Origin of the sequence: Devosia psychrophila (assembly GCF_000971275.1) — a bacterium.
GTDB classification, from domain to species: domain Bacteria; phylum Pseudomonadota; class Alphaproteobacteria; order Rhizobiales; family Devosiaceae; genus Devosia; species Devosia psychrophila.
Genome location: NZ_LAPV01000093.1, coordinates 200,455 through 225,641, shown reverse-complemented (window position 1 = coordinate 225,641; position 25,187 = coordinate 200,455). Strand labels below are relative to the sequence as shown.

The window sequence follows — 25,187 nt, the reverse complement described above, 5'->3', positions numbered from 1 at the left end:
CTATGGTCCGAGCAGGTCGGCCGCGGTGATCAGGCTTTGCGCGATCTCGACCAGCTTGCGGTTCTGGTTCATGGCTGCGGAGCGCAGCAGCGCATAGGCATCGGCCTCGCCAACGCCGCGCGTCTTCATCAGAATGCCCTTGGCGCGATCAACCAGCTTGCGATCTTCGAGCTCGCTGCGAACATCGGCGAGTTCCTGTCGCAGCTTGGCAAAGGCGTTGAAGCGCGAAATCGCCATGTCGAGGATGGGCTTGACCCGCTCCTTGCGCAGGCCATCGACAACATAGGCGGAGACGCCAGCCTCGACCGATTTCTCGATCATCGCGCCATCGGAGCGATCGACGAACATGGCGATAGGACGCTGCACGACCTTGGAGAGCGAGAAAAAATGCTCGAGCGTATCGCGTTGGGGATTTTCGAGGTCGATGACGATCACGTCCGGATCGCTGTCCTGAATGGTTCGTGCCACCTGATTGACGTCATGCAGCACCACGACGCGCATATGGCCAGCCTCGCGCAGCCCGTCCTCGATGATGGAGGCGCGGATGCGATTTTCGTCGATGATCAGGATCGAAAGCTCGGATGCACTCATCGGCAGCAGTTATCCACTGCGGGACGCCAGGGACAACACTTATGACTGCATGGCTTGGCTGCTTGCATCAGCGCACCGCCAAAACCAGCAGCAACACGCCGACCGCGCAGACCAGCACCAGACTGGTGGTTTGCCAGAAGCGCAGCCGTTCGGCCACGGGACGGATGGTACCGGCCGGGACGTCATCGTGGCCCAACTCGGTGCAGGCGCACATCGGCTGCAGCGAGGCCGGATTGTAGCTGTCGCCCAGCGTCACCTGCAGCAACTGTTCGACCAGATGCGTGCAGGAGCCACATGAGGCCGAGGCCTTGGTGTGGGCGCGAACGCCGCCGAGGGTGGTCAGGCCCTTGACGGTGACGGCACCTGTGATCTTGCCCTTGCACACGCCGTTGCAGCCGCAGATTTCGGCTTCGTCAGGCAGGGCGGCGACGGCAACGGTCGGGTCGAGCGGGCTGCCGCCCTGATAGGCCTGGCCGAAGATCAGCGTGTCACGCAGTTCGCGCCTATCCACGCCGCGCTTGAGCATGTCGAAATACCACGGGCCATCGGCGCTCTCGCCATAAAGCACCGCGCCGATGATGCGATTGTCCTTGAGAACGAGCCGCTTGTAGACGCCGGCGGCGGCATCGCGCAGCACGATCTCCTCGCGATCTTGCGCCTCGGCAAAATCGCCGGCCTAGAACAGATCGATACCGGTGACCTTGAGCTTGGTCGAGGTCACCGAGCCCTGGTAGGATGCCCTCGCGCCAACCAGCGTCCTGGCCAGCACGGCGCTCATTCAACGGAGAACCGATGATTCCCGAGACGAAGCGCACAAAAAATAGACATCGGAAAGCATTGGCTTACCATGATGCAGTGATGGGTGACATCATTGTGCCCCCAGCATTTCCTGCGCTTAGCTTCCTCATGGTTTCTCGCCTATAACCACGTGATTTGGGAGTGAAAAAGGAGTGAAGATTGGCAGACCCTTTTAAGACTGACGACGACAGAACGACCGCCGTCGGCCTCTATCATTACGCCCGATCCTATCACGATGTTGCCAAGGCGCTCGAAGCCGCGAACGTGAGAACCACTCACGCTCACGCCCCGATTTCGTTTCTTATTTTCACGCCATCGAACTCTTCCTCAAAACCTATCTCCGGCTACACGCCCATACGGTCGAGGACTTGGAAAAGAAGTTTCGGCACGACATCAAACGCATGAGGAAGCGCGTCACTGCTCTCGGCTTCGATCTCATGGACGAGGATTTGGAGGTGTTTGCCTACATGGAGCAGACCGACATCGTTATGAAGAGCCGATACATACGAACAGGTGCGTTTCGTACTCCGACTACCGAAGCACTCGAACGCACTGCGACTAGCTTACGAGAAACTACATGTGCTGCCGTACGTCAGATTACAGGTGTACGAATACGTCCATAGTTATCCACACCCCTCGCTTGCACGTTTGTAGGCTCGTGCTTGAATGTACGCATGACCTGCATTCATTCGAACGAGCTATATTTGTGCGGCAACTTTCGGCCGTACGCCGTGGGACGACCCAAGAATTGGATCGACATGGGGTACAAGATGATCGTGCCCTTCAAGTTCCAATCGCGAGATAAGCTCCGCAAAGCGACTTATACGTGCACCGAAGTAAAAGAGTACTACCAGCCCTGTTATGTTACACATGGTATCACTGTGATGAGTGCGCGATTTGCTAAGCACCTCGAACGTCACCCGGACATTCAGAATTTCATGTGGGATCGTGACCCCCTCGCTATCGGCGCAACCGATTAGAGGTTCGTCATAAGCTAAAATTGCAGAGTGGAATAGAAGTGAAAAAGTAGCCGAGCTATCGCCAAGCATTCAAACCATGGAGCGGGTGAAGGGAATCGAACCCTCGTCGTAAGCTTGGGAAGCTTCTGCTCTACCATTGAGCTACACCCGCATGCAGGTACTAGATGCTGGAAATCCGTCTAGGCGTCAAGGCGGTGGTGATTGTCTTCGGGCGACGGGGACGGGGTTGCTGATCTCGCATCGCGCCGTGCCAGTGTTCAAAGACAGGCAGTCGAGCGCCACGCCGGCACTGCTGCGGCGGCGTAACTCAGGCTATTGCAGTCCAGCCGTAATTATACGTCGGTTTTATCCATTGGAAGTCGATGCAATTAACGGCTGCATAACGGCTTCTACCTAGTCTGGCGCAAAATCCGGGGCGGATATGCGTGTTTTGATTGTCGATGACAGCCGTTCGAGCCTTGCCATGATCGGAACGATTGTGAAGGCCGCGACCAATGCGGATATCGATAGCTGCACCCATCCCTTCGATGCTCTCGAACGCAGCCTGGCAACGCAATATGATCTGGTGCTGGTAGATCACATCATGCCTGAGATGGATGGCGTGCAGTTCACCGGCGCGCTGCGGGCCCGCGATTCTTATCGGCTCGTGCCCATCATCATGGTCACCTCCGATATGGACAGGAACACCCGCATCGAGGCTATCCGTGCGGGGGCCACCGATTTCGTCAACAAACCTTTTGATCCAACCGAACTGCAGGCGCGCGTCGCCAACCTGTTGAGCCTGCGCGCGGCACAGGTGGAACTGGCCGATCGTGCCAACTGGCTGGCGCGCGAGGTCGAGCAGGCCACCGCCCATCTGCTGCAGCGCGAGGAAGAGATCATCTGGCGGCTGGCGCGCGCCATCGAGTATCGTGATGGCGATACCGGCGGGCATGTCTCGCGCGTCGCCCAGATAAGCCAACTCATTGCCCGCGGCATCGGGCTCAGCCCGCAGCGTTGCCGCACCATCTACCTGGCGGCGCCGCTGCACGATATTGGCAAGATCGGCATTGCCGATGCCATCCTGGGCAAGCCGGGCAAGCTGACGCCGGAAGAATTCGGTATCATGCGCGAGCATGTAACCATCGGCGCGCGGATTTTGGAGAACGGCTCTTCTGAGCTAATCAAGATCGCCGAACTGATTGCCCAGAGCCATCATGAGCGCTGGGACGGGGCGGGCTATCCCGACAAGCTGTCCGGCACTGATATTCCGATCGAGGCGCGTGTCGTGGCCATTGCCGACGTGTTCGACGCGCTTTGTTCCGAGCGGCCTTACAAGAAGGCCTGGCCGATCGACAAGGCCTATGCCGAGATCCTTGCCTGTAGCGGCACGCACTTCGATCCGGCGTGTGTTGCTTCATTTTGCACCAAGTGGTCAGAGATCGAGGCCATCATGGGCGGCAACGTCAACCAGGCCGTCGGCTTCTAAGACTGTCTTTTCGATGAACTGTCAGGCGCGTCAGAAATGGCGCGCCTTTGCTTTTTTGGCTGGATCACAGGGCTGCATTTGTTCCATGCGCATTCCCGCGACGGCAAAATTTGTGTCGTCATTCGGCACGCGAAGGATATTTTGAGCCAGTTTATGGGCCGGTCGAAATATTTGCCGGAGAATTACTTTCAGTATTACTTGAGCAGAGACTCCGGGGGGACTCTGCCGCCTGAATCGAAGACTCAGCTTGGGTGAATCAAGATTCAAGACAATCGACGATTTGTTGCAATGACTCTGAATCACGACCGAAATATTTAGCGCGAAATTCAAGCATATAAATGTATGGAGAAAATAAGGCGAAGTAAGATGGCCTTAATCAACTTTCGATACGGATGGTAATGCATCGGATGGGAATACGGTGCGAGAATTCGAAGTAGTAAACAGCGTCTGAACGAGCCTTTGCGGTCTGGAAACAGACTGTCTTCGGGCCCCGTTCCAATCCATCCATCGGTAGCGTAACATTATGTACTGCCTATTGTGCTTTTGGGCTCGGTCATAGCCATGACCAGAGATAGCGCCCATGTTGTCGAAATTACCGGCGATGCCGGCTTGAAGGCGGCCCAGGAACTCGCCGTTACACTGCGCCATGCCATCTCCACGCAAGATGAAATCGCCATCGCGACAGACGCGATCACCAGCGCCGATATCACTACAATTCAACTTCTTCTGGCCGCCAGCAAACTGGCGCAGGCCTCGGGCAAGTCATTGCGCCTCACCGCGAAGCCCAAGGGCGTGCTGCGCGACTTGCTGACGCACACCGGGTTTCTCGATGCCCAAGGCCGCGCACTGACGCCGGACGGCGATTTCTGGACCCCATCACCAGCCAAGGGCAAGGCAGCATGAGCAAGACCATCCTCACCATCGATGATTCAGCCTCCATCCGTCAGATGGTTTCGATGACGTTGACCAGCGCCGGGCTTGATGTCATCGAGGCCATCAACGGCTCTGACGGCTATGACAAGGCGATCTCCAACACCATTCATGCGGTAATTACCGATCTGAACATGCCGGTGATGAACGGCATCGAGTTCGTCCGCAAATATCGCCAGCATCCCTCCAGCAAGGGCATTCCGATCATCCTTCTGACCACCGAGTCCGACGACGAACTCAAGCGTCAGGCCAAGGAAGCCGGTGCTACCGGATGGATCGTCAAGCCGTTCAAGCAGGACCAGTTGCTGTCGGTGATCAAGAAGGTCACCGGCGCATGAGCTTCCCTGATCCCACCGAAACATTCCGTCAGGAAGCCCGGGAATTGCTGGAGCAGCTCGAACTCGGCCTGCTCGACCTGGAGCAGAACCCCGCAAACGACGACCTGATCAATTCCACCTTCCGCGCCCTCCACACCATCAAGGGTTCTGGCGCGATGTTTGGCTTCACCGCCGTTGCCGCCTTCGTGCACGAATTCGAGACCGCCTTCGACCAGGTGCGCAAGGGCCAGTCCCCGGCGACGCCCGCACTGATCGGCGTGGCGCTCGATGCCAAGGACCATATTCATAAGCTGATCGAAGAGCCCGATGCGCCGCAAACCGGCGGCCAGGCTATTCTCGAAGCGCTCCGCATCGTCATCGCTGGCGGCACGGGTGCCGACATCGTCCTCGACGAGGCTCCGGCACCGGCCGCGTCCATTGCCGAGGCAGCTCCGGTTGCTACTGGCGAACAGCGCTGGCGCATCCGCTTCCGCCTGCCGGGTGATTCACTGGTTTATGGCACCAATCCGCTGCTGCTGCTCGACGAGATTCGCGCGCTGGGTCCTTGTACCGTTGTGGCGCTGACCGACACCATTCCGTCGCTCGATGTCATCGACCCGGAAGTCCCCTATATCGGCTGGCAGATCGACATGGTCGCCGACGATCCGCGTGAAGCTATCGACGACGTCTTCCTGTTCCTCAAGGACGGCATGGAGCTGTCGGTCGAGCCGCTGGCGGAAGAGGCTGCCGCGCCCGCATCCGAGCCCGTGCCTGAAGGAGCCGCGGCGGTGCAATTGCCCGTTGCCGTAGCGATCAAGGCTGCAGCGGAACCGGCTCCAAGGGCCAAAGTGGCCAAAGTTGCCGACAAGGAGCCCGCGCCTGCGGCTTCCTCCTCCATGCGTGTCGATGCTGAACGCCTCGACGAACTGATGGATCGTGTCGGCGAACTGGTGATTGCCCAGGCCCGCCTGACCCAGATCGCCAATATGAGCCAGGACGGCAATCTCAAGACCATTGCCGAAGAGCTCGAACGCCTGAGCTCGGGCCTGCGCGATACCACAATGGGCATCCGCATGGTGCCGATCGGCACGCTGTTCGGCCGCTTCCGCCGCCTGATTCACGACCTGTCGCGCGATCTGGGCAAGGAAATCGAGTTCGTCACCACAGGTGAAGATACCGAGCTCGACAAGACCATGATCGAGCGCCTTGCCGATCCGCTGGTCCACTTGATCCGCAACTCGGTGGATCATGGGCTTGAAAGTGCTGACAAGCGTCTCGCGGCGGGCAAGGAAGCCAAGGGCACGGTGCGTCTCTCGGCGGTCTATGCCGGTGCCGAAGTCAAGATTTCGGTGACCGATGACGGCGCCGGGCTCAATGCCGAGCGCATCCGCGCCAAGGCCGAAGAGAACGGCATCATTACCCCCGAGCAGAAGCTGACCGAGCAGGAACTCAACCACCTGATTTTCGCGCCCGGCTTCTCGACTGCCAAGGAAGTGACCTCGCTTTCGGGGCGCGGCGTCGGCATGGACGTGGTCAAGCGGACCATCGATGGCCTGCGCGGCTCAATCGATGTGACCACCAAGGCCGGGCAGGGCTCGACCATGACCCTGCGCCTGCCGCTGACGCTGGCCATCATCGATGGCATGCTCGTGCGGGTCGGCAACGGCCGCTACACCATTCCGCTGGCCGCCGTGGAAGAATGCGTCGAACTGCCCGATGGGGTCGAGGCCAATGCGCGTGGGCGCAATTTCCTCGATATCCGCGGCAGTCTCGTCCCCTTCCTGCGGATGCGCGAGGTGTTTGGCACCAAGGCTCCCATCGAGCCGCACCAGAAGGTGGTCATCGTCTCGTCCGGCGAAGGTCGCGTCGGCCTCGTGGTCGATCAGATCATCGGCAACAACCAGACCGTCATCAAGCAGTTGAGCAAGCTGCATTCGGGCATCAAGTCCTTCTCGGGCGCCACCATCCTCGGTGATGGCACGGTGGCCCTGATCCTCGATACCGCCCATCTCGTGGCCTTCGGCCAGACCTATGTCGATCAGGGGAGAGCAGCATGAGCAGTGCACCAAAGGCGCCGATGAAAGCGCTCACACTGAGGCTGCAGGACGAACTGTTCGCCGTCGAGGCCGGCAGCGTCCGCGAAATACTCGACCTGGTGCCGATCACCGAAGTGCCCAATGCACCCGAGTTCGTCGCTGGGCTGATCAATGTGCGCGGCCGCGTCGTGCCCCTGGCCGATCTCCGCGTCATGTTCGGCATGGATCGGCCCGAGCCGAACCAGGACACCCGCATCGTCGTCATGGAAATCGACATCGACGGCGAGCCCACCATTGCCGGCATTCTCGCCGACAAAGTGCATGACGTCACAGACATCGAAGCGGCCTCCATCGAGGACGCTCCAAAGGTCGGCATGCGCTGGCGCCCCGAATTCATCAAGGGCATCGGCAAGCGCAATGGCGGCTTCATCATTATCCCCAACCTGGGACGAATTTTCGAAACACAGGGCGCCAGAAGCGCGCATCTGGCAGCATCAGAAGAGAGGTCTGCGTCATGAGACTGACTATCAAGACAAAACTGGCGGCGGTGTTCACCGTCGTGGTCGCGCTATCGGGCGCCAGCATGTTCCTGGCACTCCAAGGCCTGGGTAATATAAACGCGTCCATGGGCAGCGTGATTGATGGTCCGGTGCAACGATCCCAGGGGCTGAAGCAGATCCAGTTCAAGATGACATCCATTGCCAGCGACATCCGCGCGATGATCCTGAGCACGGACGTACCGGCCATGGAGAAGCTACAGGCCTCCATGCAGCAGAACTACACCGATTTGAGCGCAAGCGCTCATGATCTGGTGCTCAAGTTCACCAATCCCGACAACGTCACCGACATGAATGGCTTCATCACGACCATCGACGCCTATTGGGCAGCGTTGGAACAAGCTCAGACCGAGGCAATCAAGAACACCGAGACCACCGCCTTTGCTATAACCACCTCTGAAGGTAGCGCGGCGATCACTGCGGTGGAAGAGACGATGGGCAAGCTACTGCCCGCACTGGCCGCTCGCGTTAATGCTGGCGACCAAACCGCCTTCCCGGCCTATGAAACTGCAAGCTCCCTGTTCTTGGATTCCAGCGACGCATTTCGTCAGCATCGCAATGTGCTGCTTGCCTCCAACAATCCAGCTAAGCAAGATCAGTGGCTCGCCGACTTCAACGGCGCATTTCAACGCATTCAGCCCAATGTGGATCGCCTGGTTCGCCAGGTCGGTCCCGCCGAAGCCGCGTTGGCGAACGATTTCCGCGCCGATGTCGACGCGCTCTTTGCCGCAATGAACAAGGGCAATGCGGCTGCCTCCGAGCGCTCGCAGTACAACGCTAACAGCATCCTGACCAATACTGCCGTCCCACTGCGGGCCCAGGCCAACACGCTCCTGGATGCAATCGTGGAGCGCAATAGCATTGTGGTCCAGAATGCGCTCGCGACGTCTCAGCAACTCTACGATTCGACCCGCACAATGCTGATCGCTCTGCTGGTCGCATCCGCGCTGATCGCTCTGGTTGCCGCCACCTGGATCGTCATGTCGATCTCCAAGGCTCTCACCAGCGCCGTTCGCCTGGCCAATGAAGTTGCCGACGGCAATCTCAGCGCCACTGCTTCGGTCAAGGGTGATGACGAAATCAAGGACCTGATCGACGCCCTCAACGGCATGACCCGCAAGCTGCGCGAAGTGGTGAGCGAAGTCACCACCGCAACCCGTAACGTTGCTGCCGGTAGCCAGGAAATGTCGGCAACCGCCGAGCAGCTCAGCCAGGGCGCTACCGAACAGGCTTCCTCGACCGAAGAGGCTTCGGCTTCGATGGAAGAAATGGCCTCGACCATCAAGCAGTCGGCTGAAAATGCCAGCCAGACCGAAAAGATCGCCCGTCAGTCCGCAGCCGACGCAATCGCCTCGGGTGAAGCGGTCAACAAGGCTGTGACGGCCATGCAGACCATCGCCGAAAAGATCATGGTCGTGCAGGAAATCGCCCGCCAGACCGATCTGCTCGCCCTTAACGCCGCGGTGGAAGCCGCCCGTGCCGGCGAACATGGCCGTGGCTTTGCGGTTGTCGCCTCTGAGGTTCGAAAACTCGCCGAACGCAGCCAGGCTGCCGCCGCCGAAATCTCGACGCTCTCCGGCACCACGGTCAAGGCTGCCCAATCTGCTGGCGACATGCTGGCCAAGCTGGTCCCTGACATCCAGCGCACGGCTGAACTGGTGGAAGAAATCTCCGCCGGTAGCCGCGAGCAGAATGCCGGTGCCGCCCAGATCAACACGGCGATCCAGCAGCTCGACAAGGTCACCCAGCAGAATACCTCGGCAGCCGAGGAAATGTCGGCTACCTCCGAGGAGTTGGCCAGCCAGGCCGAACAGCTCCAGGCCGCCATCAGCTACTTCCGCATCGATGGTCGTGCCGAACAGGCTTCTGCCGCTCCCGCTGCCGCTCCCGCCAAGGCAAAGTCCAAGGGCAAGGCACCAGCCAGCCGCGATCTTCGTGAAGCCATTATGGCCAGCGCACCCCATGTCGCGACCCGCAAGCCGGCCAAGTCGAATGGCGGCGGTTTCGATCTGGACATGGACGACGGTCACGACGAACTCGACGGCGACTTTACTCGGCGCAGTGCTGCCTGATCTCCGGACGTGAACGATTGGTGCCGCGCCCCAGTCGCGGCACCGCCTTCCTCAATACGTCATGCCATAAAGAAGATTTGCGATGACTGTTCATTCCTCCCGGCGTTCAAAATTCTCCAGCATATCGGCCAAGGTACTGATGGTTCAGCTGGCGTCTGCGTTGACCATAGCCATTACCGTTGGTGGTATGGGATATTTCGGCATGAGTCAGATGGCCGTCCAAATGGCCTCGATCTATGATGATCGCGTTGTGCCGCTCCAGCAGTTGAAGACCGTGTCGGACGCCTTCTTTGCCGACGTTGTCGGTGCGGCAAGCAAGGTAGCTGGCGGCCAGATGACCTGGTCGGAGGGTAGCGATAGTATCGAGGGCGCTCAGGCTGCCATCGATGAAAATTGGAACTCCTATCTCGGCACGCAGATGACGGACGCCGAACAGGTGCTGGTTGCCGAGGTCAAGACGGCACTGGCCGGTGCCATGCCCAAAATCGCCGAGTTGGCGACACTGCTTGAAAACCGCAACATGCCGGCCCTGCAGCAGTTTGTTGGAACCCAGCTTTACGGCGCCACTGATCCCGTCGATGCCACGATTGACGAACTTTCGTCGTATCAGCTCGTTCAGGCAGAAACGCTGCGGAGCGAAGGCCAGTCTCTGTTCGAATTCCTCACTTTGATGATCCTTGGCGTCGCGCTGATTGTTACCCTCGTCGCGATCGGTATCGTTGTGCTCGTCACCAACACTATCAAGCGAAACCTGGCATCGGCCATCGGCCTGGCCAATGCTGTGGCGCTTGGTGATGTCTCGGCTACCGCAACTGTAACATCCCGTGATGAGGTGGAGGAGCTTGTCGACGCGCTCAACATGATGACCCAGAACCTGCGCACCACCGCAGGTGTTGCCGACCAGATCGCCAATGGTGACCTGACAGTGCAAGCTGTCGCATTGTCCGACAAGGATACGCTGGGTCTGGCTTTAGTCCGCATGCTCGATAAGCTACGCGAAGTCATTGGTGATGCCCGGCAGGCCGCCAACAACGTCGCTGCTGGCAGCCAGCAAATGTCGGCAACTGCCGAACAGCTGAGCCAGGGCGCTACCGAACAGGCTTCCTCGACCGAAGAGGCTTCGGCTTCGATGGAAGAAATGGCCTCGACCATCAAGCAGTCGGCTGAAAATGCCAGCCAGACCGAAAAGATCGCCCGTCAGTCCGCAGCCGACGCCATCGCCTCGGGTGAAGCGGTCAACAAGGCTGTGACCGCCATGCAGACCATCGCCGAAAAGATCATGGTTGTGCAGGAAATCGCCCGCCAGACAGACTTGCTCGCCCTCAACGCCGCGGTGGAAGCCGCTCGTGCCGGCGAACATGGCCGCGGTTTTGCGGTCGTGGCATCCGAAGTGCGCAAGCTCGCCGAACGCAGCCAGGCTGCCGCTGCCGAAATCTCGACGCTCTCGGGCACCACGGTCAAGGCTGCCCAGTCCGCCGGCGAAATGCTCGGCAAGTTGGTCCCCGACATCCAGCGTACTGCTGAACTGGTGGAAGAAATCTCCGCCGGCAGCCGCGAGCAGAATGCCGGTGCAGCCCAGATCAACACCGCCATCCAGCAGCTCGACAAGGTCACCCAGCAGAATACCTCGGCCGCCGAACAGATGTCGGCGACGTCAGAGGAGTTGGCCGGCCAGGCCGAACAGCTCCAGGCCGCCATCAGCTACTTCCGCATCGACGCCCGCCAGCAACCTAAGGTCGTGGCGCAGGCTCAGGCCAAGTCCCGGCCGGCCCGTGCCGGTCTACGTGATGCGATCATGGCCGGCGCGCCCCAGATGAGTGAAGCCAAACACGTGGGCCGCTCCGCCAATGGCGGCGGTTTCGACCTCGACCTCGATGACGGAGCCGACGCTCTCGACGGCGAATTCAGCCGCCGCGGCGCGGCATAAGGAGCGGATCATGGCTGAACGAGCCCAATACGTTACCCTGGGTGTTGCCGATGAACTGTTCGCGGCGCCCGTCGAAAAGGTACAGGAAATCCTGGACATGCGGCCTATCGCCCGTTTGCCCCAGGCGCCTGACACCCTGCTCGGCATGATCGACGTTCGCGGGCAGGGCATTCCGGTGGTCGATCTGCGTCTGACGCTCGGCCTGCCATCGGCACCCGACAACGAGAACACCCGCATCATCGTCTTGACCCTTGCGGGCCAGAATGGCGACCTGCGGCTCGGTCTGCGCGCCGACCGGGTATTCGAGGTGACCATTCTCGACGAGGACGACCTCGATCCACCCCCGGCGGTCGGTGGTGCCTGGTCGGGCCACTGCATTGCCGGCCTCGGCCGTCGCAATGGCCGCTTCGTGACGGTGCTCGATCTCGAGCGCTTGCTCGGCGAAGTCGAGACCATCACCCAGGCTGCCTGAACCCAACCGGCACGCGATCCCCGCGATCGCGTGCCGTCCATCGGCCGGAGAGCGTCCCTTGCCCCCAATGTCAAATTCTGCAGTTGCCCGCATCGAGAGTGCCGACGACGACCATCTTTCGGCACGCGATTTCAAGCGCATTGCCGACCTGATCGGCGACGAGGTCGGCATCAAGCTGCCCCCCGGCAAGCGCCTGATGATCGAAGGTCGCCTGCGCAAGCGTGTCCGCGCGCTTGGCCTGCCCAGTCTTGATGCTTACAGCGCCTATCTGTTCCAGACCGACGGCCTGCGCGCCGAGCGGCCTCATCTGATCAACGCCGTCACCACCAACAAAACTGACTTCTTCCGCGAGCCCGAGCATTTCGACCTGCTCGAACAAAAGCTGGTCCCCGACCTGATCGCACTGCGGCGCGGCGAGCGCCAGCCGATGCTCAAAATCTGGAGCGCGGCCAGCTCGACCGGCGCCGAGGCTTTCACGCTGGCTATGGTGCTGGCCGACCTGATGGCGCAGCGCAATGATTTCCGCTTCGCCATCCTTGGCACCGACATTTCCACCACGGTGCTGGAGCAGGGCGAACGCGCCGTCTATGCCACCGAGTTGTTGGCGCCCGTACCGCCAGCCAAGGCGCAACGCTACCTGATGCACGCCCGGAAGCCCGGCGCGCGTGCCGAAGTGCGCATCGTGCCCGAATTGCGTCGCCTGGTGCGTTTTGCGCGGCTCAACCTGATGGACAAGACCTATCCCTTCGACAGGGATATCGACGTCATCTTCCTGCGCAATGTGCTGATCTATTTTGACAAGGCCGACCAGGAAAAGGTCATCCTCCGTCTAGTCGAGCATTTGCGCCCCGGCGGTTATCTTATTCTTGGGCATTCGGAGTCCATGATCGGAACTGCCGTGACCATGCGTCAGGTCGCGCCCGCCGTATTCCAGAAGGCCTGAAAGTTCTCCAATGCCAGGCACCAGCCGCAAAATCCGCGTCCTGATCGTCGATGACAGCGCTTCCGTCCGCATGACGCTGAGCGAGATCATCGCCAGCGATCCCGATCTCGAAGTCATGGCGACAGCCGCCGACCCCTATGTCGCGGTCGAGCGCATCCGCCAGGAAGTGCCCGACGTGATGTTTCTCGACATCGAGATGCCACGCATGGACGGGCTGACCTTCCTGCGCAAGATCATGAGCCAGCGGCCCATTCCGGTGGTGATCTGTTCAAGCCTTGCCGAAGCCGGTTCGGAGTCGCTGATGCAGGCGCTCGAAGCCGGTGCTGTCGATGTGGTGGCCAAGCCGCGCGTCGATACCACCGCGTTTTTGCAAGAATCCCGCATGCGCATCTGCGACGCCGCCAAGGCTGCGGCCCATGCAAAATTCCGCGGCGTGAAGAAGGCGCCGCCGCCGCCGATGAATGTCGAGGCCAAGCTCACCGCTGACGCGATCCTGCCGCCGTTTTCGGAATCGCGCGCCGCCTCGGTCAAGGCAAAGCTCCCCGAGACAGATCGGATCATCTGCATCGGCGCCTCGACCGGCGGCACCGAAGCTTTACGCGACGTGCTGGAAAAGCTGCCGGCCAACAGCCCGGCCATCGTCATCGTGCAGCACATGCCGGAAAAGTTCACCAACGCCTTCGCCCGGCGTCTCAACACGCTGTGCGCCATCGAGGTCAAGGAAGCCGAAGACGGCGACGTGCTGCGGCCTGGCCTCGCGCTGATCGCCCCCGGCAACCAGCACATGGTGATCCATCGCGCCGGCAGCCGCTACACCGTCAATATCGTCGAAGGCCCGCACGTCTCGCGGCATCGCCCCTCGGTGGACGTGATGTTTCGCTCGGCATCACAGGTTGCCGGACGCAATGCCATGGGCATCATCCTGACCGGCATGGGCGACGACGGGGCTCGTGGCCTGCTGGAAATGCGCCAGGCTGGCAGCCACACGATCGCACAGGACGAAGATAGCTGCGTGGTGTTTGGCATGCCCAAGGAAGCCATTCAGCGCGGCGCCGCCGTCAAGATCGTGCCGCTCAACCGGGTAGCGCACGAGATCGAAATATATGCACGCCTCGCGCCTCGCACGGGACAAACTTCATGACCGCTCTCGCCGTTTCCCTTCCCGCTGCCAATAGCAATGAGGCCAGCGTTCGCGCCCTCGGTGTCGCGCTGGCCGAGCCGCGCGAGCAGATCGAGACCACCTTCCTTGCAGTCGGTGGGCGCCTGTCCGAAGGCGCCGGCATGCTCAACAAGGTCACCAAGGTCTTCGAAGCCCTGCCTGCCGAACTGCAGAGCCCTGAACTCCTCGAAGCCTCCAGCCGCCTAGCCAATGTCGGCGAGCAGGCCCGCACCATTGCCGAAATGTTTGCCACCGAGCAGGCCGATCTAGGGCGCCTGGTGGAGGTCGTCGCCGCTGCGTCGCATCCGATTTCCGAGCTGCGCCGCACCGTCAAGATGATGGGCATCGTCTCCATCAATGCCCGCGTCGTGGCGGCCAGCGTCGTCGGTGATGGTGAAGACTTCGACGTCTTCACCACCGACATCGCCAAGCTGTCCGAAAGCGCCACCTCGACTATCCAGGCTTTCACCGCCGCCTATCGTCGCTTGACCGACGAGGTGGGCCAGGCGGCTCGCCAGCGCGGTCAATTCGAAAATGCCCATGCCGATACGCTCGTCGAGCTGGCCAAGGGCATGGATGAGGCTTTGGCCGATCTCGCCCGCCAGCGCGCCGTCTCGGTTGATAGCACTGCCGAAACCGGCCGCGTTTCGCGTCAAATTTTTGGGCGGATTGCCAGCGCCGTCATGGCCTTGCAGGTCGGTGATGCGACGCGCCAGCGCATCGAGCATGTCGAGAGCGGTATCGAAGCGCTGAGCGCCCAGATCGAAGCCAGGCTGATGACCGCCGACGATGCCGTCATGGCCCGCGCTGCCATGGGTGGCCTCCAGGTGGCGCAACTATCCTCTGCAGCCGACGCGTTCGAGAGTGACGTGGCCGAGGCAGGTGACGCCCTGCGCGATCTGGCTGCCGACGCCAGCGCCATCATGAGCCAGAGCCGCGCCGTCTACGGCAAGGGCGATGCCAAGACCTCCTCGCTGGCCACGCTGAGCGACGCCGTTCGCCACGCAGCCCTGGTGCTGCGCGACTGCGAAGTTGAACGCGGCAAGCTGGAAGTCGTCGCCACTGCTGTGCTCGGTACCGTTGGCGTGCTGCTCAGCCACGTCGAAGCGGTGCAGGAAATCGAGGCCAACATGCGCCTCGTCAGCCTCAACGCCGCCGTCAAATGCGCCCAGCTCGGGCCGCGCGGCGCAGCCCTCAACGTCATCGCCCGCCAGCTCCGCGAATTGACCGGCGAAACCGTCGCTGCCGCCGAGGCCGCCATGACCGGTCTGCACAAGGCAGCCGGTCTTGCCCAGTCCTTCGGCGCGGCCGCCAATGGCGACACGGCCGGCCGGGTCGGCCAGCTCGAACAGGAAGCCAGCGCCTCGTTGGTCCTGCTGCAACGTGTCGACAAGTCGCTTGCCGAGGCCCTTGGCACGCTCAACCGAGATGGCCCCAGCGTCATCAACCTGTTGGGCGCAGCCGCTCAAACCTTTGGCGGCCTCACCGACATTGCCGAAACCATGCGCGATCTGCAGCTGCAACTGGCGGCCGAATGCCCCGAGCATAGCTCAGCCAAGCCGACGGGCGAGGTGGCGGACCTGCTGGCCGCGCATCGCAAGCGCTATACAATGGACGCCGAGCGCCGCATCCACGAGAAGATCTTCGGCGCCGATCTATCGGCTCCAATTGCCGCGGAAGCGACTGAAGAGGCCGACGATATCTTCTTCTAGCCAGTATAGGGCTTAAAGTGCTTGGACAGCTTCAGGGTCTGCGCCTGATAGTTCGAGCCGAGCGCCGAGCCATACAGCCGGTCCGGGGCTTCGGCGAGCCGTTCATAGATCAGGCGGCCAATAGTCTGGCCATGGCCGAGCAGGAACGGCACTTCGCGGCTGCGTACTTCGAGCACGGCGCGGCTGCCCGTGCCGCCAGCCGGTGAGTGGCCAAAGCCGGGATCGAAAAAGCCCGCATAATGTACGCGGAATTCGCCCACCAGCGGATCGAACGGCACCATTTCGGCTGCATGTGTAGGCGGTACATGCACTGCCTCGTCGCTGACCAGAATATAAAATTCGTCGGGATCGAGGATCAGCTCCTCACGCCCGCGATTGAACAGCGGGTCCCAGAAGTCGAGCACGTCGAGCGTCGCCTTCTTGTCCACGTCCACCACGGCCGTATGGCGCCGCGAACGAAAGCCGATCAACCCGTCGCGTCCAAGGCCTTTGAGGTCGATCGACAGCGCTACGCCTTCGCCGACCGGCACGTCGTTCTTGAACACCAGTGTGTCGCTTGCATGCAGCGCCTGATGCTCGGCAACTGTCAGCCGGTTGTCGCCGGAGCGGAACCGCATCTGGCTGAGCCGCGAACCGGTGCGCACGAGGATCGGGAAGGTGCGGGGGCTGACTTCGAGATAAAGCGGACCCTTGTAGCCGTACGGCATCTGATCGAAGCCGCGCGCCCGATCACCGATAACGCGGGTAAAAACGTCCAATCGCCCGGTCGAACTCTTGGGATTGGCCGAAGCACTGACCGCGTCGGGCAGGTCGAGGCTTTCCTGCAGCGGCACGAGGTATACGCAGCCGCGCTCCAGCACGGCGCCGTTGCTCAAGTCAATCTCGTGCAGCTTCAACGCTTCGATGCGCTCGGACACCGAATGGCTCGGGCCGGGCAGGAAGCTGGAGCGAACCCGAAATGCCACGTCGCCCAATCGCAGGTCGAGGCTGGCCGGTTGCACCTGGTCGGCATCGAACGGCCGGCTCGCTTGAATCGAGCCCTGCTTGTGCAGCATCTCGATCAGCCGCGCCGGGAATACGCCCTGCGGCCAGGTCTGTTGCTTGTCCATGCTGTCGTGTTTCCTGGCTGTGCTGGTGTTCCCTACCAATCTCGGCAATTGACGCCAACTGGCAATTGGCTTTAGATCACAGTCCAGTGGTGATTTGGCCGGTCGCTTGCAGCCACTACGAGGTCATTCGACATGAACTCGTAAAAACAAATGCTAAAGACCGTTATGGAACCGGCCGCCACACGCGTGCCGGTTTTTTGTTTGAAGGCCTTGCTCATGTCCCGCGATAACAACCCTCTCCTCGATCCCACCAAGCTCGGCGCCGCGACCCAGATGGTGCATGGTGGCGGCAAGCGCTCGCCCTTCAACGAGACCAGCGAGGCGATTTTCCTCAATTCGGGGTATTCCTATCCGAGCTCCGAACATGCCGAGGAGCTGTTCCAGGGCAAGATACCGGGCGCCCACAACTATTCCCGCTTCGCCAACCCCACCGTCGACATGTTCCAGGAGCGCATGGCGCTGATCGAAGGCGCCGAAGCCGGCCGAGCCTTTGCCTCCGGCATGGCCGCGGTGACCAATGCGATCATGAGCCAGGTGCGCGCGGGTGATCACATCGTCGCTGCCAAGGCGCTGTTCGGTGGCTGCCGCTATGTGGTCGAAGACTACGCGCCGCGCTTCGGCGTGGAATCGACGCTGGTCGATGGCCGCGATCCACAGAATTTCGCCCGCGCCATGCGCCCAAATACCAAGGTCGTGTTCATCGAGACCCCGACCAATCCGACGCTGGAACTGGTCGATATCAAGGCCGTCGCCGAGATTGCCCACGCCCACGGCGCCAAGCTCATCGTTGACAACGTGTTCTCGACAGCCCTCTACCAGAAGCCGCTGCAACTCGGCGCCGACCTGGTCGTCTATTCGGCCACCAAGCATGTCGACGGGCAGGGCAGGGTGCTTGGCGGCATCGTGCTGGGTTCAAAAGCGCTGATCGAAGGCGAGGTCCACACCTTCCTGCGCCAGACCGGCGCAACGCTGAGCGCCTTCAACGCCTGGGTGCTGCTCAAGGGGCTGGAAACCTACGAGCTGCGCATCCGCCAGATGACCGACAGCGCCGAAAAGGTCGCCGAGGCCCTGGCTTCGCACTCCAAGGTCAGCCGCATCATCTATCCGCACCATCCAAGTCATCCCCAATATGAGCTGGCCAAGCGCCAGATGACGCGCGGCTCGACGCTGCTGGCCATTGAACTCAAGGGCAGCCAGGAAGCGGCCTTCACCCTGTCGGACAGCCTGGCGGTGATCCTGATTTCCAACAATCTGGGCGATGCCAAGTCGCTGATTACCCACCCGCGTACCACCACCCACGCACGCCTGACCGAGGAAGCGCGTTTGGAAACGGGGGTTACCCCAGGCCTGCTGCGGCTATCGGTTGGGCTGGAATCCAGCGATGATTTGATTGCCGACCTGATGTTTGGGCTAGATCAGGTTTGAGGCTCCCCATAAGCATATTGCCCAACCATCACCCCACCCTCGGTCCCTCCCCATTCAGGGGAGGGCGGCGCAAGCGCAGCCCTCAGTGTTCATGGTCTCCCTCCCCCTTGTGGGCTTCGAGCCGTACCGAAGGTCAGATCGCTCCAGTGGAGCGATCTGAGGCGAAAAGGATCAATGGTGGGGGTCTGGTCTTGCTCCAAGTAGCGACGTTGGCACTGCTCCTGGCCACACCTGCCTTCGCCCAGACGCTCCCCTACCACTCCGATCCAAGCGCCCGCGAAGTGCTGCCGAGCGCCAATGCGGTGCCGGCGATCCGGTTCCTGACCACCGCCGATTTCCCGCCCTTCAACTTCCGCGACAGCAGCGGCGAGTTAATCGGCTTCAATGTCGATCTGGCCAAGCGTATCTGCGCCGAGGTCAATGTCGCCTGCACCATCCAGGCCTGGCCGTGGGAACAGGCTACCAATGCCCTCAGCGACAGCCAGGGCGATGCGCTGATCGCCGGGCTGGCCATGTCGGACGAAACCGGGGCAAGCTTTGATTTTTCCTCGACCTACCTGGCCTTGCCCGGTCGCTTCGTCACCCGCGCGCCTGATATCGGCATTTTCGACGCCAGCACGCTCACCGGCAAGAAAGTCGCCGTACGCGGCGGCAGCACGCATGAGACCTTTCTCAAGCGCTACCTGCCTGAAGCGAGCATCGTGCCGTTCGATAGCGAAATCGAAGGCCTGGTAGCCATGCGCGATGGCGACGCCGACAGCTTCTTCGGGGACGCCATGCGCGCCTCGTTCTGGCTTAACGAAAATCTCGATTGCTGCGGCTTTGCCGGCGATCCCTATTTTCGCCCGCAACTGTTCGGGGAAGGCCTGGCCGTCGCCGTACCCGCAGGCAAGGACGCCATTCGCCACGCCATCGACTGGGCTCTGGTACGCCTCAAGGACAATGGCGCGCTGGACGAGCTTTACCTGCGCTGGTTCCCAGTGGGGTTCTACTAAAGCGCGTTGAGGAAAAGCGGCGGCCAGTTGGTGCTTCGAACGCGCGCCTAAGCAGATGCAGGCATCCTACGATGCCGCGCCCGCGCTGCCGTTTCGATGGCGGCGGTAGTCAGGCGATCAAGATCGAGCTTGTCGCGCAGCAGTTCGAGGAAGCGCAGTTCCTCCTGCTCAAGATGCAGATCGACCGAGGTGATCTCGACCGCCACGGCATAGGCGGTATCCTGCAGCTTCTTGGGCAAGGCCGCGATGGCGTCGTCCATCACCTGGTCCAGTCCGCCGGCGCCATTGAGCTTGTCGGCACAGCTATTGGCCACCGCGGCAAAGCGATTGCCATCGAAGCCCTCGAACACTGGCAGCCGGCCGATCAGCGCCTGGATGCGCACCAATTCCTTTTCCGTCATGCTACTGTCGGACGAGGCGGCGAGGATCATCAGGTGGATCAGGGCGTCATGGGCGGAATTGGGCATCAGGCATTTCCCGTTCTGGCTGTGCCCCGATAGCTAGGCGCGCTATGGCGCCTTGGCAAGCGCGTCGGCAAAAAGTTGACGCAGGGCTTGGGGGATGCAACACACCGCACTCCCGTTTCCGAAAGGCTTGCACCCTTGTCGTCCGCACCTTTACCCGTTCTCGACCCAGCTTTTTTCGACGCTGCCCAGACTGCCCGCGCTTGGCCGTTTGAAGAGGCGCGCAAACTGGTCAAGCGGCTGGAAAAGTCCGGCAAGCAAGAGGCGCTGTTCGAGACCGGTTATGGCCCGTCCGGCCTGCCTCATATCGGCACTTTCGGCGAAGTGGCGCGCACCACCATGGTGCGTACGGCCTTTCGCCTGCTGACCCGCGACCAGATTCCGACGCGGTTGATCTGCTTCTCCGATGATCTTGATGGTATGCGCAAGATCCCGGAAAACGTGCCCTCCAAGGAGGCCATGGAGCCGCATCTGCAAAAGCCGCTGACCTCGGTGCCCGATCCCTGGACCAATGAGTATCCAAGCTTTGGCGACCACAACAACGCCATGCTGCGCGGCTTCCTCGATACCTTCGGCTTCGACTACGAATTCATCAGCGCCACTGATTATTACAAGTCGGGCAAGTTCGACGCCGTGCTGATGCGCGCTGCCGAGCGCTACGACGACATCATGAAGGTAATGCTGCCCTCGCTCGGCGCCGAGCGTCAGGCGACATATTCGCCCTTCCTGCCGATTTCGCCGATTTCCGGCCGCGTGCTCTACGTGCCGATGAAGGAAGTGAACGCCAAGGACGGCACGATCACCTTTGCCGACGAAGATGGCCGCGACACCACCGTGCCGGTCACCGGTGGCCATGTGAAGATGCAGTGGAAGCCCGATTTCGGCATGCGCTGGGCAGCCCTCGGGGTCGATTTCGAGATGTTCGGCAAGGACCACCAGACCAACGCACCGATCTACGACAAGATTTGTGAAATCCTCGGTGGCAAGGCGCCCGAGCATTATGTCTATGAACTGTTCCTCGACAGCGAGGGCCAGAAGATTTCCAAGTCCAAGGGCAATGGCCTGACCATCGATGAATGGCTGACCTATGCCGGCAACGAGAGCCTTGGGCTCTACATGTTCCAGAAGCCGCGCACCGCCAAGCGCCTGCACTTCGACGTCATTCCGCGCGCGGTGGATGAATATTACAGCTTCATCGAGGCCTATCAGACCCAAGACGTCGCGGCCCGGCTCGAAAACCCGGTGTTCCACGTCCACTACGGCGCTGTACCAAACCCCGACATGCCGTTCAGTTTCGCACTGCTGCTCAATCTCGTGGCGACAGCCAATGCGGAAGACACTAAGGTGCTCTGGGGCTTCATCTCGCGCTACTTCAAGGGCGCCACGGCCCAGACCCATCCCGAGATCGACCGGCTGGCCGGCTATGCGGTGCGTTACTTCAACGACAAGGTAAAGCCCGCCAAGGTCTATCGCGCGGCCACCGAGAAAGAGCGGTTTGCCCTGCAGGACCTGCACGACCAGTTGGCCGACTATGAAGGCTCGACTGATGGCAAAGCCTTGCAGGATGTCGTCTATGCCATCGGCAATGGGCATGGTTTCGTGCCGCTGCGCGAGTGGTTCCAGGCCATCTACCAAGTCCTGCTCGGCGAAGACCAGGGGCCCCGCTTCGGCTCCTTCATCGCCCTGTTCGGCGTGGCCGAGACCCGCAAGCTGATCGCAACCGCGCTGGCGGGAAAACTGCTTAGCTAGAGCAATGCCTTGCGGAAATAAACCACGCGCTGGGTCTCGATAAAGCCGAGCGCATCGTGCATTCCGTGGCTCTGATCGTTGTCGAGAGCAGCATCGGATGCCAGCTCCGTGCAGTTGTTCCGCCGTACCCAATCCTCGACCGCCAGAACCAGTTGGCTGGCTACCCCTGCTCGACGATAGTGCGGGTCGACATAAATGCCTTCGAGGAAACCTACTGGGGACGTGTGGCAGCCATTTACGTAGTCGTGGCGGATGCTGGCCTCAGCGAAGCCCGCGGCAGTTCCACCCTGCCACCTGGCGATCAGGTTGATGCAGCGTGCCGGTGCTGCCAAGGCCTTGACCAGTTCTTCTCGGTGTTCGGCGACGCTGTCATTGGGCCACAGGGCATGCCGCAGGGCGGCAAAGTCATCTACATCCACGATAGCCATGGCGGCGATGGTGATCATTGGCTCGCCCAGATGATCCGCGCCACCCATTCGACGTCGGCGAGGTCGAGGATGCGGGGTGGATAGGCCAGGTTGATCGAGTGCAGTTCGATCTGCTTGCCGGTCTGGCGATGCAGGATCTTGGCCATGACCTCGCCGTCGTTGGTCTTGACCACGACGCGGTCGCCGCGGCGCACCTGCTCGGTGGGTGAAACCACGATGCGGTCGCCTTCGCGATACAGCGGCTCCATGGAGTCGCCCTGTACCTCAAGCGCATAGATGCCGCCTTCACCGGGCGCGGGCAGGGCGATTTCGTCCCAGCCTTGACCTGCGGGGAAGCCAGCGCTGTCAAAAAAACCACCGGTACCCGCCTGCGCGAGGCCCAACAGCGGGACGCTGCGACTGGGCTGATTGTCATTCGATTGCAGATAGGCACCCGTGCCGGCAATGAACACATCAAAGCTCTCGCTGGTGGCTTCGAGGACCTTGGCAATGCTCTCAGTGGATGGCCAGCGCTCCCGGCCGTCCTTGCTGATCCGCTTGGATACGTTGAACGCCGTCGCGTCGAGGCCGGCCAGCTTAGCGAGCGCTGACACTGAAAGACCATGCCGGCGCGCAAGCGCGTCGATCCCATCCCAAACAGCTCGGTGTGACAGCATGGCAGAACCCGGACGAGGAAATATATCTTATATACGGAATTAAGTCCTATTCTTAAGCTTGTCTCTTTCGGTTGTAAAGCCCCGTCGCCAGCTTGCAGGCGGTTCTCGGCCCCATTAGGTTCGCGCGCATGAGCACCACAGAATTCGTCTACAAGATCGCTGCCGAAGCCACTTTCGCGCCGGCCCGGAATGCCTCCCATTTCGCTGGCATGCCCATCGATGCCGCCGACAGATACTTGCATTTCTCGACCGCTGACCAGCTGCGCGAAACGCTGCGGCTCCACTTCGCGGGTCAGGACGATCTGGTCTTGCTGGCAATCCGCACCGCCGATCTGGGTGATGCGCTTGTCTGGGAGCCATCCCGCGGTGGCGCGCTGTTTCCCCATCTCTATGGTGGCTCGCTTCCGACCAGTTCCATCGCCTGGGAGGCGCCGCTCAGCGTCGCGACCGACGGCTCCTGCACGCTGCCCGAGGCCGTTCGATGATCTTTTCTGCCTTGTCGCCATTGCTGCGCATTCCGGCCTTGTCAGGCCTGACGCGTGAAGCCCTGCTCAAGATGGATGCGGAAACCGCCCACGGCGCCACCATCACAGCGCTGCGACTTGGCCTTGCACCCGAGCAAAGCCATCCTGACGGCGCCGAACTGCGCACTACGCTCTGTGGCCTCGACCTGACCAATCCCATCGGCATGGCAGCCGGCTTCGACAAAAATGCCGAAGTGCCGCGCCCGCTGGCGCTGATGGGCTTCGGCATGGTGGAAATTGGCACGGTCACGCCGCGTCCGCAGGCCGGCAATCCCAGGCCGCGCCTGTTCCGCATCGGCAGCGCCGAAGGCGTCATCAACCGCATGGGCTTTAACAATGAGGGCCATGACGCGGCCTTTGCGCGCCTCAAGGGTCAGCGCATTCCGGCGGCGCTGGGCGTCAATATCGGCGCCAACAAGGACAGCGATGATTTCGTCCTCGATTATGTGCTCGGCGTGCGACGCTTCGCCGACCTGGCCGATTACCTGACGGTCAACGTCTCATCGCCCAACACGCCCGGACTGCGCAACCTGCAAGCCGATGAAGCGCTGCGCCGCCTGCTCGGCGAGGTGCTTGCTGCTCGGGCAAAGGCCAAGACCCGCGTCCCGGTCTTCCTCAAGATCGCGCCTGACCTTGATGAAGCCGCACTCGACGCCCTTGCGGCTGTCGTGCTGGCCACCGACCTCGATGGCCTAATCGTCTCCAACACCACCATCGCCCGCGATGCGGTGGCAGGGCTCGAAAATGCCTCGGAAACCGGCGGTCTTTCCGGTAAACCGCTGTTCGATCTCTCGACCCGGCGCCTGGCCCAGACGCGCCAACGGGTCGGCGCACTGCCAATCATTGGCGTTGGCGGTATTCACTCGCCGCAATCGGCCTTGGCAAAGGTCCAGGCTGGCGCCAATGCCATCCAGCTCTATTCGGCCATGGTCTTCGGCGGCCTCGACATGCTCGATCAGCTCAAGCGAGGGCTCGTCGCTGCCGTTCGCGCCGAAGGCAAGACCAATATTTCCGAAATCGTAGGCACCCAGGTGGATGATTGGGCAGCAGGCAGAGCGCGGTTGAACTAGGCCTTCTCGGCTCCCGTTGAGAACAAAGCTTCGAACTGCCCATCCTCGATCCGCGCCGCGGCGATCACCGCCTGCGTGCGGCTATCCACGTCCAGCTTCTGCAAAATTGCCGACACGTGTGCCTTCACCGTGGCTTCCGAAATCGTCAGCTCATAGGCGATTTGCTTGTTCATCAGCCCGTCGCTGAGCATCATCAACACGCGCACCTGCTGTGGCGTCAGTGTCGACAGGCGACGCATCAGTGCGGTGTGGCCATCATCGGCACCGAGCATAGTCCCCTCGGGTACGAATACCTCGCCCGAGAGCACTGTTTCGATGGCGCGCCGAATTTCTGTCGGACCGACGGATTTGTGAAGATAGCCCGCCGCGCCCAGTTCGAACGCCCGGCGCACCACCGTATTGTCCTCGACCGCCGAGATGATCATCACCGGAATATCGGGATATTGCGCCCGCAGCAGCAGCAGGCCCGAGAAGCCGCGCACTCCCGGCATGTTGAGGTCCAGCAGCACCAGGTCGCAATCGCGATCGGCATCGAGCGCTGCGCTTAAACCATTGAGATCGCCCGCCTCTTCCACCGTTACGGTGGCATCGCCGCCTGACAGGGTCTGCCGCAGGGCTGCGCGGAACAGCGGATGATCGTCGACAATAATGATGCGGCGGCGGGTCATGGCACAGCAAGCTCCTCTTGACCTAGTCTATGACCAATCCGGGGACTTGAGTCGACCACGTCTTTCGTCCACCAGAGCCGCCTTGCCGGTGCGGGTAGCTGCACATTGCGGCAGCACTTAACCTGATCTTTACCATG

General features: G+C 61.3%; 22 protein-coding genes, 1 tRNA gene and 1 pseudogene. 16 read left to right on the top strand and 8 right to left on the bottom strand.

The features are described from left to right. From WH91_RS09775 to WH91_RS09760, 3 genes and pseudogenes are all read right to left on the bottom strand, one after another. Nucleotides 1-591 (bottom strand): ANTAR domain-containing response regulator, encoded by a 591-nt coding sequence (locus WH91_RS09775; RefSeq protein WP_046170791.1) that lies wholly within the window; start codon nucleotides 589-591, stop codon nucleotides 1-3. 178 nt (nucleotides 592-769) lie between these two features. After that, nucleotides 770-1,360: pseudogene (locus WH91_RS09770) on the bottom strand ((2Fe-2S)-binding protein); the annotation flags it as partial. A gap of 1,086 nt (nucleotides 1,361-2,446) precedes the next feature. Beyond that, nucleotides 2,447-2,520 (bottom strand) — tRNA-Gly (locus WH91_RS09760). A 270-nt stretch (nucleotides 2,521-2,790) separates the two neighbouring features. Between WH91_RS09760 and WH91_RS09755 the strand changes: the two genes are divergently transcribed. From WH91_RS09755 to WH91_RS09700, 11 genes are all read left to right on the top strand, one after another. Beyond that, the gene (locus tag WH91_RS09755; protein WP_046170788.1) at nucleotides 2,791-3,837 is read left to right on the top strand and encodes an HD domain-containing phosphohydrolase; all 1,047 of its coding nucleotides are present in this window, start codon (nucleotides 2,791-2,793) and stop codon (nucleotides 3,835-3,837) included. Between the two features lie 561 nt (nucleotides 3,838-4,398). Further along, nucleotides 4,399-4,740 carry an STAS domain-containing protein gene (locus WH91_RS09745; RefSeq protein ID WP_046170786.1) on the top strand — a complete coding sequence of 114 codons (342 nt, stop codon included), beginning with the start codon at nucleotides 4,399-4,401 and terminating at the stop codon, nucleotides 4,738-4,740. Continuing rightward, entirely contained in the window at nucleotides 4,737-5,105 is a 369-nt protein-coding gene (locus tag WH91_RS09740) for a response regulator (RefSeq protein WP_046170785.1), read from the top strand. The genes WH91_RS09745 and WH91_RS09740 overlap by 4 nt, the downstream gene beginning before the upstream one ends. After that, nucleotides 5,102-7,141, top strand: a complete 2,040-nt coding sequence (locus WH91_RS09735) for a chemotaxis protein CheA (protein ID WP_046170784.1) — start codon at nucleotides 5,102-5,104, stop codon at nucleotides 7,139-7,141. The genes WH91_RS09740 and WH91_RS09735 overlap by 4 nt, the downstream gene beginning before the upstream one ends. Next, a complete protein-coding gene (locus WH91_RS09730) occupies nucleotides 7,138-7,638 on the top strand; it encodes a chemotaxis protein CheW (RefSeq protein ID WP_046170783.1) in 501 nt (166 codons plus the stop codon). The genes WH91_RS09735 and WH91_RS09730 overlap by 4 nt, the downstream gene beginning before the upstream one ends. Beyond that, entirely contained in the window at nucleotides 7,635-9,749 is a 2,115-nt protein-coding gene (locus tag WH91_RS09725; RefSeq protein ID WP_046170782.1) for a HAMP domain-containing methyl-accepting chemotaxis protein, read from the top strand. The genes WH91_RS09730 and WH91_RS09725 overlap by 4 nt, the downstream gene beginning before the upstream one ends. 82 nt (nucleotides 9,750-9,831) lie before the next feature. Further along, a complete protein-coding gene (locus WH91_RS09720; RefSeq protein ID WP_082102090.1) occupies nucleotides 9,832-11,676 on the top strand; it encodes a methyl-accepting chemotaxis protein in 1,845 nt (614 codons plus the stop codon). A 10-nt stretch (nucleotides 11,677-11,686) separates the two neighbouring features. Beyond that, nucleotides 11,687-12,148 carry a chemotaxis protein CheW gene (locus tag WH91_RS09715; RefSeq protein ID WP_046170781.1) on the top strand — a complete coding sequence of 154 codons (462 nt, stop codon included), beginning with the start codon at nucleotides 11,687-11,689 and terminating at the stop codon, nucleotides 12,146-12,148. Between the two features lie 67 nt (nucleotides 12,149-12,215). Continuing rightward, a complete protein-coding gene (locus tag WH91_RS09710) occupies nucleotides 12,216-13,091 on the top strand; it encodes a CheR family methyltransferase (RefSeq protein ID WP_046170780.1) in 876 nt (291 codons plus the stop codon). A gap of 10 nt (nucleotides 13,092-13,101) precedes the next feature. Then, nucleotides 13,102-14,232: a protein-glutamate methylesterase/protein-glutamine glutaminase gene (locus WH91_RS09705; protein ID WP_046170779.1), complete on the top strand. Its 1,131-nt coding sequence runs from the start codon at nucleotides 13,102-13,104 to the stop codon at nucleotides 14,230-14,232. Further along, entirely contained in the window at nucleotides 14,229-15,962 is a 1,734-nt protein-coding gene (locus WH91_RS09700) for a hypothetical protein (protein ID WP_046170778.1), read from the top strand. Before WH91_RS09705 ends, WH91_RS09700 begins: the two co-directional genes overlap by 4 nt. Here the strand turns inward: WH91_RS09700 and WH91_RS09695 are convergent. Further along, entirely contained in the window at nucleotides 15,959-17,071 is a 1,113-nt protein-coding gene (locus tag WH91_RS09695; protein WP_046170777.1) for a 2'-deoxycytidine 5'-triphosphate deaminase, read from the bottom strand. The two genes, WH91_RS09700 and WH91_RS09695, sit on opposite strands and share 4 nt — an antisense overlap. Before the next feature lie 216 nt (nucleotides 17,072-17,287). Here WH91_RS09695 and metZ point away from each other — a divergent pair, with 216 nt between their 5' ends. Beyond that, complete coding sequence (gene metZ / locus WH91_RS09690) at nucleotides 17,288-18,496, top strand: O-succinylhomoserine sulfhydrylase (protein WP_046170888.1); 1,209 nt, start codon at nucleotides 17,288-17,290, stop codon at nucleotides 18,494-18,496. 191 nt (nucleotides 18,497-18,687) lie between these two features. Beyond that, entirely contained in the window at nucleotides 18,688-19,491 is an 804-nt protein-coding gene (locus tag WH91_RS09685; RefSeq protein WP_158409548.1) for a transporter substrate-binding domain-containing protein, read from the top strand. A 47-nt stretch (nucleotides 19,492-19,538) separates the two neighbouring features. Here WH91_RS09685 and WH91_RS09680 read toward each other — a convergent pair whose 3' ends face one another. After that, a complete protein-coding gene (locus WH91_RS09680; RefSeq protein WP_046170776.1) occupies nucleotides 19,539-19,958 on the bottom strand; it encodes a tellurite resistance TerB family protein in 420 nt (139 codons plus the stop codon). Nucleotides 19,959-20,093: 135 nt separating this feature from the next. Between WH91_RS09680 and WH91_RS09675 the strand changes: the two genes are divergently transcribed. Further along, complete coding sequence (locus WH91_RS09675) at nucleotides 20,094-21,704, top strand: lysine--tRNA ligase (RefSeq protein ID WP_046170775.1); 1,611 nt, start codon at nucleotides 20,094-20,096, stop codon at nucleotides 21,702-21,704. On the opposite strand, the gene aac(6') is transcribed toward WH91_RS09675, so the two are convergent. After that, a complete protein-coding gene (gene aac(6') / locus WH91_RS09670; protein WP_046170886.1) occupies nucleotides 21,701-22,132 on the bottom strand; it encodes an aminoglycoside 6'-N-acetyltransferase in 432 nt (143 codons plus the stop codon). The two genes, WH91_RS09675 and aac(6'), sit on opposite strands and share 4 nt — an antisense overlap. Before the next feature lie 14 nt (nucleotides 22,133-22,146). Continuing rightward, nucleotides 22,147-22,788, bottom strand: coding sequence for a S24 family peptidase (locus tag WH91_RS09665; protein ID WP_046170774.1), 642 nt, complete (start codon nucleotides 22,786-22,788; stop codon nucleotides 22,147-22,149). A 128-nt stretch (nucleotides 22,789-22,916) separates the two neighbouring features. On the opposite strand from WH91_RS09665, the gene WH91_RS09660 reads away from it, so the two are divergent. After that, nucleotides 22,917-23,273 carry a DUF952 domain-containing protein gene (locus WH91_RS09660; protein WP_046170773.1) on the top strand — a complete coding sequence of 119 codons (357 nt, stop codon included), beginning with the start codon at nucleotides 22,917-22,919 and terminating at the stop codon, nucleotides 23,271-23,273. Next, on the top strand, nucleotides 23,270-24,382 hold the full coding sequence (locus WH91_RS09655) for a quinone-dependent dihydroorotate dehydrogenase (protein ID WP_074797289.1): 1,113 nt from the start codon (nucleotides 23,270-23,272) through the stop codon (nucleotides 24,380-24,382). The genes WH91_RS09660 and WH91_RS09655 overlap by 4 nt, the downstream gene beginning before the upstream one ends. Here WH91_RS09655 and WH91_RS09650 read toward each other — a convergent pair. Next, on the bottom strand, nucleotides 24,379-25,050 hold the full coding sequence (locus WH91_RS09650) for a response regulator (protein WP_046170772.1): 672 nt from the start codon (nucleotides 25,048-25,050) through the stop codon (nucleotides 24,379-24,381). The genes WH91_RS09655 and WH91_RS09650 overlap by 4 nt on opposite strands. Between the last annotated feature and the right edge of the window lie 137 nt (nucleotides 25,051-25,187).

Excerpts from the sequence above, each read along its gene's own strand:
- WH91_RS09695 (WP_046170777.1), bottom strand. The coding sequence starts at position 17,071 with ATGGACAAGCAACAGACCTGGCCGCAGGGCGTATTCCCGGCGCGGCTG.
- WH91_RS09720 (WP_082102090.1), top strand. The coding sequence starts at position 9,832 with ATGACTGTTCATTCCTCCCGGCGTTCAAAATTCTCCAGCATATCGGCC.
- WH91_RS09755 (WP_046170788.1), top strand. The coding sequence starts at position 2,791 with ATGCGTGTTTTGATTGTCGATGACAGCCGTTCGAGCCTTGCCATGATC.
- WH91_RS09730 (WP_046170783.1), top strand. The coding sequence starts at position 7,138 with ATGAGCAGTGCACCAAAGGCGCCGATGAAAGCGCTCACACTGAGGCTG.
- WH91_RS09715 (WP_046170781.1), top strand. The coding sequence starts at position 11,687 with ATGGCTGAACGAGCCCAATACGTTACCCTGGGTGTTGCCGATGAACTG.
- WH91_RS09665 (WP_046170774.1), bottom strand. The coding sequence starts at position 22,788 with ATGCTGTCACACCGAGCTGTTTGGGATGGGATCGACGCGCTTGCGCGC.
- WH91_RS09710 (WP_046170780.1), top strand. The coding sequence starts at position 12,216 with ATGTCAAATTCTGCAGTTGCCCGCATCGAGAGTGCCGACGACGACCAT.
- WH91_RS09655 (WP_074797289.1), top strand. The coding sequence starts at position 23,270 with ATGATCTTTTCTGCCTTGTCGCCATTGCTGCGCATTCCGGCCTTGTCA.
- WH91_RS09705 (WP_046170779.1), top strand. The coding sequence starts at position 13,102 with ATGCCAGGCACCAGCCGCAAAATCCGCGTCCTGATCGTCGATGACAGC.
- WH91_RS09660 (WP_046170773.1), top strand. The coding sequence starts at position 22,917 with ATGAGCACCACAGAATTCGTCTACAAGATCGCTGCCGAAGCCACTTTC.
- metZ (WP_046170888.1), top strand. The coding sequence starts at position 17,288 with ATGTCCCGCGATAACAACCCTCTCCTCGATCCCACCAAGCTCGGCGCC.
- WH91_RS09725 (WP_046170782.1), top strand. The coding sequence starts at position 7,635 with ATGAGACTGACTATCAAGACAAAACTGGCGGCGGTGTTCACCGTCGTG.
- WH91_RS09735 (WP_046170784.1), top strand. The coding sequence starts at position 5,102 with ATGAGCTTCCCTGATCCCACCGAAACATTCCGTCAGGAAGCCCGGGAA.
- WH91_RS09650 (WP_046170772.1), bottom strand. The coding sequence starts at position 25,050 with ATGACCCGCCGCCGCATCATTATTGTCGACGATCATCCGCTGTTCCGC.
- WH91_RS09775 (WP_046170791.1), bottom strand. The coding sequence starts at position 591 with ATGAGTGCATCCGAGCTTTCGATCCTGATCATCGACGAAAATCGCATC.
- WH91_RS09740 (WP_046170785.1), top strand. The coding sequence starts at position 4,737 with ATGAGCAAGACCATCCTCACCATCGATGATTCAGCCTCCATCCGTCAG.
- WH91_RS09680 (WP_046170776.1), bottom strand. The coding sequence starts at position 19,958 with ATGCCCAATTCCGCCCATGACGCCCTGATCCACCTGATGATCCTCGCC.
- WH91_RS09700 (WP_046170778.1), top strand. The coding sequence starts at position 14,229 with ATGACCGCTCTCGCCGTTTCCCTTCCCGCTGCCAATAGCAATGAGGCC.
- WH91_RS09745 (WP_046170786.1), top strand. The coding sequence starts at position 4,399 with ATGACCAGAGATAGCGCCCATGTTGTCGAAATTACCGGCGATGCCGGC.